The organism is Streptomyces boncukensis (genome assembly GCF_011045075.1).
Lineage (GTDB): Bacteria > Actinomycetota > Actinomycetes > Streptomycetales > Streptomycetaceae > Streptomyces > Streptomyces boncukensis.
The window spans coordinates 1-7,464 of record NZ_JAAKZZ010000376.1; the positions used below are offsets into that span (position 1 = coordinate 1).

The 7,464-nt window shown below is 72.2% G+C and carries 7 protein-coding genes and 1 pseudogene; 4 read left to right on the plus strand and 4 right to left on the minus strand.

Annotated features, from left to right (window positions below):
- Positions 1–909, minus strand: a pseudogene (locus G5C65_RS27145) (hypothetical protein); the annotation flags it as partial.
- A 192-nt stretch (positions 910–1,101) separates the two neighbouring features.
- Between G5C65_RS27145 and G5C65_RS27150 the strand changes: the two are divergent.
- From G5C65_RS27150 to G5C65_RS27160, 3 genes are all read left to right on the plus strand, one after another.
- On the plus strand, positions 1,102–1,890 hold the full coding sequence (locus tag G5C65_RS27150) for a GOLPH3/VPS74 family protein (protein WP_165301584.1): 789 nt from the start codon (positions 1,102–1,104) through the stop codon (positions 1,888–1,890).
- A 358-nt stretch (positions 1,891–2,248) separates the two neighbouring features.
- Complete coding sequence (locus G5C65_RS27155; protein WP_165301586.1) at positions 2,249–3,109, plus strand: Scr1 family TA system antitoxin-like transcriptional regulator; 861 nt, start codon at positions 2,249–2,251, stop codon at positions 3,107–3,109.
- 193 nt (positions 3,110–3,302) lie between these two features.
- Complete coding sequence (locus G5C65_RS27160) at positions 3,303–3,497, plus strand: DUF397 domain-containing protein (protein ID WP_165301587.1); 195 nt, start codon at positions 3,303–3,305, stop codon at positions 3,495–3,497.
- Positions 3,498–3,619: 122 nt separating this feature from the next.
- Here G5C65_RS27160 and G5C65_RS27165 read toward each other — a convergent pair whose 3' ends face one another.
- Positions 3,620–4,444, minus strand: coding sequence for a hypothetical protein (locus tag G5C65_RS27165; protein ID WP_165301589.1), 825 nt, complete (start codon positions 4,442–4,444; stop codon positions 3,620–3,622).
- Between the two features lie 84 nt (positions 4,445–4,528).
- On the opposite strand from G5C65_RS27165, the gene G5C65_RS27170 reads away from it, so the two are divergent.
- Positions 4,529–5,296 (plus strand): SDR family oxidoreductase, encoded by a 768-nt coding sequence (locus G5C65_RS27170; RefSeq protein ID WP_165301591.1) that lies wholly within the window; start codon positions 4,529–4,531, stop codon positions 5,294–5,296.
- A 117-nt stretch (positions 5,297–5,413) separates the two neighbouring features.
- On the opposite strand, the gene G5C65_RS27175 is transcribed toward G5C65_RS27170, so the two are convergent.
- Together G5C65_RS27175 and G5C65_RS27180 are read right to left on the minus strand one after the other, a co-directional pair.
- Positions 5,414–6,583, minus strand: coding sequence for an ADP-ribosylglycohydrolase family protein (locus G5C65_RS27175; protein WP_206442323.1), 1,170 nt, complete (start codon positions 6,581–6,583; stop codon positions 5,414–5,416).
- Between the two features lie 55 nt (positions 6,584–6,638).
- Positions 6,639–7,310, minus strand: a complete 672-nt coding sequence (locus G5C65_RS27180; protein ID WP_165301594.1) for a TetR/AcrR family transcriptional regulator — start codon at positions 7,308–7,310, stop codon at positions 6,639–6,641.
- Positions 7,311–7,464: the final 154 nt, after the last annotated feature.

A 7,464-nucleotide genomic window follows, 5' to 3' on the forward strand; every position in this document is an offset into this window, starting at 1 on the left:
GCCCTTGGCACCGTTGGCACCCTTGGCGCCGTTGGCTTCCTCGGCCCGCTTGGCGTCCCCGGGCTCCTCCGTACCCTTCGCGCCCTTCGTCTCCCCCGTCTCCGCGGGGGCCCGGAAGACGGCGGTCGGCTGGTCGACGCCGCCGCGCTGCCCCGCCGAGCCCGGCTTCGCCCCCCTGGCGCCCTTGGCACCGTTGGCACCCTTGGCGCCGTTGGCTTCCTCGGCCCGCTTGGCGTCCGCGGGCTCCGGCTCCGCCCTCGCCGATTGCTCTGCCTTCTCCGCCTTCTCCCGCTTCTCCGCCTTCTCCGGCTTCTCCCGCTTGCCCGGTTTCTCGGCGCTTTCCGGCTCCGCCGCTCGTTCCGGCCTTTCCGGCCTTTCCGACCTCTCCGGCTCCTCCGCCTTTTCCGGCGCCCCCGACCGTTCCGTCTCCAACTTCTCGGCCCCGCCCTTCTCGCTCTCTCCCGAGAGCCGGTTGCCCCTCCGGGGCGTACCGAAGAACGCGGCGGTCATCCGCTCAGCACGGTCCTCGGGCTCCTCGGCGTCGTCCGACGAACGGCCGAAAATCGACCCCTTGTCCGCACGGTCATCCGAGGACTCGTCGGACGGCTCCTGCGCGCCGCCCCCGTGCGCGACCCACGCGGCCACGGCGGACTTCAGGCGTGCGTCTCCGTCGTCCGCCGGGGTGCCCTCGGCGTCGCCGTCCTGCGCAGGGCCCGCGGGCTCCGCGTCGGCGGCGGCCACAGCCACCGCCGCGTCGGACGACCCCACCGGGGCGTTTTCGGACGTCTTATCGGGGCGCGCAACCGCGCTGCCGCTCTCTGTCGTCTCCCCCGACGACCTCTCCCGCTCCGACTTGTCGGGGGACTCGCCCGCCACCGATGCCTCCTGCTGCCGCTCGCCCGTCGCCATACCAGTAAACAGTGTCCTGTGCACCGAGGCCGCCACCCGGTGTGGCGACACTTCTCAGAGTCGTCCTTTGGCCCTTCCCTCCGGCAGACGAGAACGACATACCTACTGGTTCCCGCCCATACCGCTCATGCACTCTCGACAGACCATTGTGAGAGGGGTCACCCTGTCATTCATCCACGCGGGGAGGCATGGATGGGCAGGAGCCGCAGAACAATTCCGGAGGAGCTTCTGTTGCTCGCCCTGGACCCGGCAACGGGCACCACGGCGCAGCCGCAGTCGCTCGACCTCGGCCTGGCCGGGGCCCAGCTAGTGGAGCTGGCTCTGGCAGGACGGATAGCCCCTGATGGGGATCGTATCGCCGTGGTGCTGCCACGGCCGACCGGAGATCCGACTCTGGACTCCGCACTGGAGCTGTTGCGCAGGCGCGGCAGCCCCGTTCGGGCGGTCCACTGGATCGGCGGGCCCCGCCTGGGGCTACGCCAAACCTATCTCACGCATCTGGAGCGCTGCGGCATGGTGCATGCCGTTTCCGGCCAGATGTGCGGGGTGTTGCCGACGACGCGCTATCAGGCGACGGACACGGCCATCAGCAGGGAGATCAGAGCCCGGCTGGATTCGGCGATCCGCACGGGCGTCCCACCGGATCCCCGGACGGCCGCGCTCGCCGCGCTGGCGCACGCCGTCGGCCTCGGCAAGCATCTCTACCCCGGGAACGAGGGGCGGTCGTGCCGCTCCCGGCTCCGGGACCTGATCAGGCACGACCCGATGGGCGGCCTCGTCGCGCACGCTGTCATGGACGTGCAGAACGGCGTCGCGGCGCAGCCGCGGCGGGCGCAGGGCAGCAGCGGTCCGACCGCGCGGCCCGCACCGGCACGCGCGACACCGGCCACCGCGTCCGCGGCGACCGGGCCCTCCCGGCATGTCCCCGGGCAGGCCCGCCATGCGGCGGCGGGCGGAATGGCGCGCGCCGGCGCGCACTGAGCTGTCGTACCCCCGGAACGACAGCTCGCACTCCCGCCACCGGGCACCGCCCCACCGGGCGGTACCCACCGCACCGCAGCACCAGTCCGTACCGATCAGCACCGGTCAGCGCCGTCCGACACCGCAGTTCGGCACGGCGCTGAGACATCGGCGACCGGCGCGCAGCCGTCGTGTCGCGGCGAGTTGAGGGGTGGCGGTCCGGCCACCGGGACGACGGCCGGATTGCCACCCCTGTGCTGCGTTCGCTCCTCATTTCCTGTACTCAGACCCGCACTCTCTGTTGCCATTTGCCAGCGACGGTGCACATGTTGGTGGCAACCTGCTGGAAGTAGTCGTACTTACGCGGAGGTGCGGTCCCGTGGCGTCGAGCGTCAATCCCACAGTCCGGCGTCGTCGGCTGGGTCAGGAGTTGCGCCGTCTGCGCGAGCAGCGGGGCATGACCGCCGAAGAGGTCGCCGACCGGCTGCTGGTCTCCCAGTCGAAGATCAGCAGGCTGGAGAACGGGCGCCGCAGCATCAGCCAGCGCGACGTCCGGGACCTCTGCGGGGTGTACGAGGTCGAGGACCGCCGGATAGTCGACTCCCTCATGCAAATGGCGAAGGAGTCCCGCCAGCAGGGCTGGTGGCACGCCTTCGGCGACATCCCGTACAGCGTCTACATCGGGCTGGAGACCGACGCGGCCTCGCTGCGCGTCTACGAGCCGCAGGTGGTTCCCGGGCTGCTGCAGACGAACGCGTACGCCGAGGCCGTCATCGCCGGGGCGCTGCCGGAGGCCACCCAGGCGGACATCGAGCGCCGTGTGCAGGTGCGCATGCGCCGTCAGGAGCGCATCCACAGCGGGCGCAGCCCGCTGCGGCTGTGGGCCGTGCTCGACGAGTCGGTGCTGCGCCGCGAGGTGGGCGGCAAGGCGACCATGGCGGAGCAGCTGGAACACCTCAACCTGCTCGGCCAGCTGCCGCACATCACGCTGCAGGTGATGCCGTTCGCGATGGGCGCGCATCCGGGGGTGAACGGCCAGTACGCCATCCTGGAATTCCCCGACGCATCGGATTCGACCGTTATCTACCTGGAGGGCGTGACAAGCGACCTCTATCTGGAGAAGGCGAACGATGTGCAGAGCTACAGCGTCATGTACGAGCACTTGCGCGCACAGGCCCTGAACCCGGACCAGACCCGCGAGTTCATCGAGAAAGTGGCGAAGGAATACGCGCGGGGCTGATGGCGAAAAGCGAGGGAGTGCAGAGTCCCGGGCGCGCCCGCGCGCGGAGCCCGAGAGGCTACACCCCGCCGCAGCGCGGTGTGAAGAGCAGCCCGGAATATGCCATCCGGTCGAGTGAATAGCCGCTTCATGCCTCGAAAACGCCGCGTAACGTCACCAGCACGTCACGAACAACCGGAACACCGGAGCAGACATGTCAATTCAGCAGGGAACGACCCACGCGTGGACCAAGTCCAGCCACTCCGGCGGGAACGGAGCGTGCGTGGAGGTCAGGTCGCCCGCCGTACACGTGGTCGCGGTACGCGACTCGAAGGATCCCGGGCGCCCGGCGCTCAGCTTCAGCCCGGAAGCCTGGGACGGCTTCGTCACCCAGGTGAACCGCAGGTGAGTGCCATGCCATGCGGCTGAGTACCACCGCCCAGAGCCCTCTCGACTGGTCGCCGTCCCGGCCGAGGGGGCTCGGTCGTGTCCGCGTCATGCCTGCGGCGTGCCCGACGGAGCGCCCCGCGCTCACCGCAGGGCGTCGACATGGGCGTCCGTTCCCGGAACGGTGGGAACGAAGGGGGCCACCAGTTCCACTCTCCCCAGCCCCGATTCGGCGATCCGTGCGTCCCGCTCGGCGAAGTGCTCCTGCCACCGCTCCCGGGGGTCCTCCTCCAGGAACCACAGCAGCGTCAGCCGGGTGTCGACGCCCTCGACCTGCTGGACGTACGACATCCGGTCCACCGGCAGCGGCGTCGGCCGGAAGACGGTGACCAGCGCGGCCGGTGAGCCCGGCAGCAGGCCCGGCAGATGGCGCGAGCGCAGCCACTCCAGCAGCTCGGCGCGCCGGCCGGCCTCCGGCGCGTCCACGACCTCCAGCACCAGCCCCCGGTACGGGTGGTCGAGCGCGTGGAAGTCGCGCGGCCCGGCGGCGCCGTCGCGGTAGGCGGTCGCCTCGTGGTCCTGGAAGCTGGTGAAGACGTGGGTGCGCCGCTGGAAGACCCGCGCATCCCGGTTGAGCCGCCGGTTGATGGCGACGGTCCAGCGCATATGGTCGTCGTAGCGCCCCTCGGTGATCCAGTAGACGGTCAGATAGCAGCCGGCGGTCACCGGCCGCGCCACCGCCGACTCGGCGGGGTAGCGCAGCAGTTGCAGCTCGCGGGTGGCCACCCAGCGGCGCCCGGCGAAGAGCCAGGGCATGGCCATGGCCCCGGCGATGTAGTGGTCGTCCTCGTACCAGCGGTTGTACGCGTACTCGTGCCCCGGATCCGGCTCGACCATGGTGATCAGCGCATGCCCCGGACGCACCCCGTACGGCCCCGTGGCGGCCAGTTCCGCATAGCTCTCGGACATTCCCTCTCCCCTCGGCTCCCTCTACGGTGTAACTGACATACCGTCAGATGGCGAGGGCTACGGGAGCGCGGAAGGCGGGACGCCATGCTGCTGCGGGACAGGACGGTGCTGATCTCCGGGGTCGGCGCGGGACTCGGGCACCGGGTCGCCGCCGCGTGCGTACGGGAGGGCGGGTGTGCGGTGCTCGGCGCCCGGACCCGGGCCGGGCCGGAGCGGTGCGCCGCCGCGATCGACCCGGACGGCACGCGGACCGCGCACCGCACAGCGGACATCACCGACGAGGCGCAGTGCCGGGCGCTCGCGGCGCTGGCCGTCGAGCGCTTCGGGCGGCTGGACGCCGTGGTGCACGTCGCCGCGCTGGACACCGTGATGGGCGGGCTGGAGGACTCCTCCGAGGACCTCGGGGAGTGGCAGCGGGCCGTGGACGTCAACCTGCTCGGCACTCTGCGGATGACCCGCGCGTGCCTGCCCGCGCTGAAGGAGTCGGGCGGGGGCTCGGTGGTGATGATCGGCACGCAGGCGTCGGTGGCCGCGTCCTCCCAGGTGCCGATGGCGGCGTACGCGGCGTCGAAGGGCGCCCTGGTGTCCGCGATGTACCCGCTGGCCCGCGAGCTGGGCCCGTACGGGATACGGGTCAACACCGTGCAGCCGGGCTGGATGTGGGGGCCGCCGGTGCGGGCTTACGTCGAGGACGACGCGGAGCTGCTGGCCCGGCTGAACGCGCGGATGGCGCTGCCCGGGATGGTGACGGACGAGGACGTCGCGGAGACGGTGGTCTTCTTCGCTTCCGACCGCTCCCGGGGGATCACGGGGCAGTCGCTGCTGGTCAACGCGGGCGAGGTGATGCGCTGACCGGAGCGCACGCCGGGCGGCGCATGCGGTGCCGGGTGCCCGGCGTGCGGCTGCCAGTCACCCGGCTGCCAGTCACCCGGCTGCCAGTCACGCGGCTGCCGGTCACGCGGCTGCCGGTCACGCGCGGGGGTAGCGGGCCAGCCAGGCCGCCGAGGCGCCGCCGGGCCCGTGCAGCGCCGGGCCCTGGGTCATCTCCATCGCGAAGTCGTCCGCCAGTTCGAGAATGGTCGCGCGGCCCTCCAGCTCCGCCACCCACCCGGGCGGCAGCGAGGTCTCGCCGTGAATGGTGCCCAGCAGATTGCCGCAGATGGAGCCCGTGGAGTCACTGTCCCCGCCGTGGTTGACGGCCAGCCGCAGCCCGTGTCGTACGTCCTCGGCGACGATCGCGCAGTAGACCCCGATCGCCAGCGCCTCCTCCGCCGTCCAGCCCTCGCCGAGCGAGGCGACCCGCTCCGGGGACGGCATGCCCTGCCGTACGGCGCCCAGCGCGTGCTGGAGCGCCTGGGTGGTCTCCTCGTGCCCGGGGCGCGCCGCCAGCTGGGCCAGTGCGCGCTGCACCGCCGCGTCCAGCGCGTCGCCGCGGGCGAGCCCGTGCACGATCGCGGCGAAGGCGCCCGCGGCCAGGCAGCCGGTCGGGTGGCCGTGCGTCTGCGCGGCGCACTCGACGGCGAGCTGGAAGACCAGCTGCGGCTCCCACCCCACGAGCAGCCCGAACGGCGCGGACCGCATCACCGTCCCGCAGCCCTTGGACTCGGGGTTCTTCGGGCGTTCGAGCGTGCCCATCCGGTCGTCGGCCAGACCGGACAGACAAGCGTTGCCGGGCGCGCGCCGGGTGTACAGCCACTCCTGACGGGCGAGCCAGCCGTCTTCGTCGCGGCGCTCGTCCGGGCCCCAGTCGCGCTGGGTGGCCGCCCAGCGGCGGTAGGCGGCGTGCAGGTCGGTGGGCGGGTGCCAGGCGCCCGTGTCGCGGCGTACATGGGCGCGTATCAGGCCGTCGACGGTGAACAGGGTCATCTGGGTGTCGTCGGTCACCGCGCCCCGCCTGCCGTACGCAGGGACGTAGTCGGTCACCCCCTGGTCGCCGTGCTGGGCGCGGATCTCGTCGAGCGAGTCGAACTCGACGCCCGCGCCGAGCGCGTCCCCGACGGCCCCGCCGAGCAGACAGCCGCGCACCCGGCTGCGGAAGTCCTGCTGCTCGGCCCGCCCCCATATCGCGGCAGCCGGGCCCCCGCCGCTCCCGGCGCCCTCTGCTTCTGACACGTTCCGCCCCTCCTCATGAGGACTCATGACGACGCGCCCCCCGCATCCGGGGCGACTCTAATAGAGGCGGTGGGAGCGGCCGCTAGGGCGTCGGGGGGCCGGCCGTGCGGTGCCGGGCGGGGAGGCTGACAGCGCCGGGCAGGGCTGCGAAGGCGGACCGCAGGTCAGCGGCGAGCTCGTCGCCCGTGGGCGCCTCCGTGCGCCCTTCCCGCGCCGACCAGTCGTGCAGCGCCTGGTGGAACGCGGCGACCACCATGTCGAGCGCGAGCCGTACGCGCAGGTCGTGCGGGGCCGGCAGGTCCAGCGCGCCGTGCAGGACGCCGAGGACGGCGCCGCTGGTGCGCTCGCAGAACTGCCGCCCGTACGCGTCCACGGACGGCGTCCGCTCGGCCAGCCGGCGGCTGAGCGCGACGCGCCGGGTCCAGCCGTCGTCACCGGCCATCCGCTCCAGCGCGCCCAGCAGGGCCCCCTGGAGCAGCTCCAGCACGGTGGCGCCGTCCTCCGGCTCCCGGGCACGGGACTCCAGTTCGTCCAGGCAGGCCCGCCACAGGTCGTTGGTGGGGGCGAGGGCGACGTCCTCCTTGCTGGCGAAGTTCCGGAAGAAGGTGCGCTGGGAGATCTCGACCGCGCCGCACAGGTCGTCGAGCGTCGCGCCGTCGAAGCCGCGCTCCGTGAAGAGGTCGAGCGCGGTGTCGATCAGCTGCTGCCGGGTGCGCTGCTTCTTGCGCTCGCGCAGGGTCGTCGTCGCGGCCATGCGGGTCAGCGTAGCACCGGTTGCGCCAGTCCCCAGCTTATGCTGGTTGACAGCAAACGCTGGTCACCGGCAAAAATGGTCCGTGTTGCCCCGTACGAAAGGCGAACAGGACATGCGCGCACTGCTGATCGACCGCTCGGCCCCGGCCGGACTC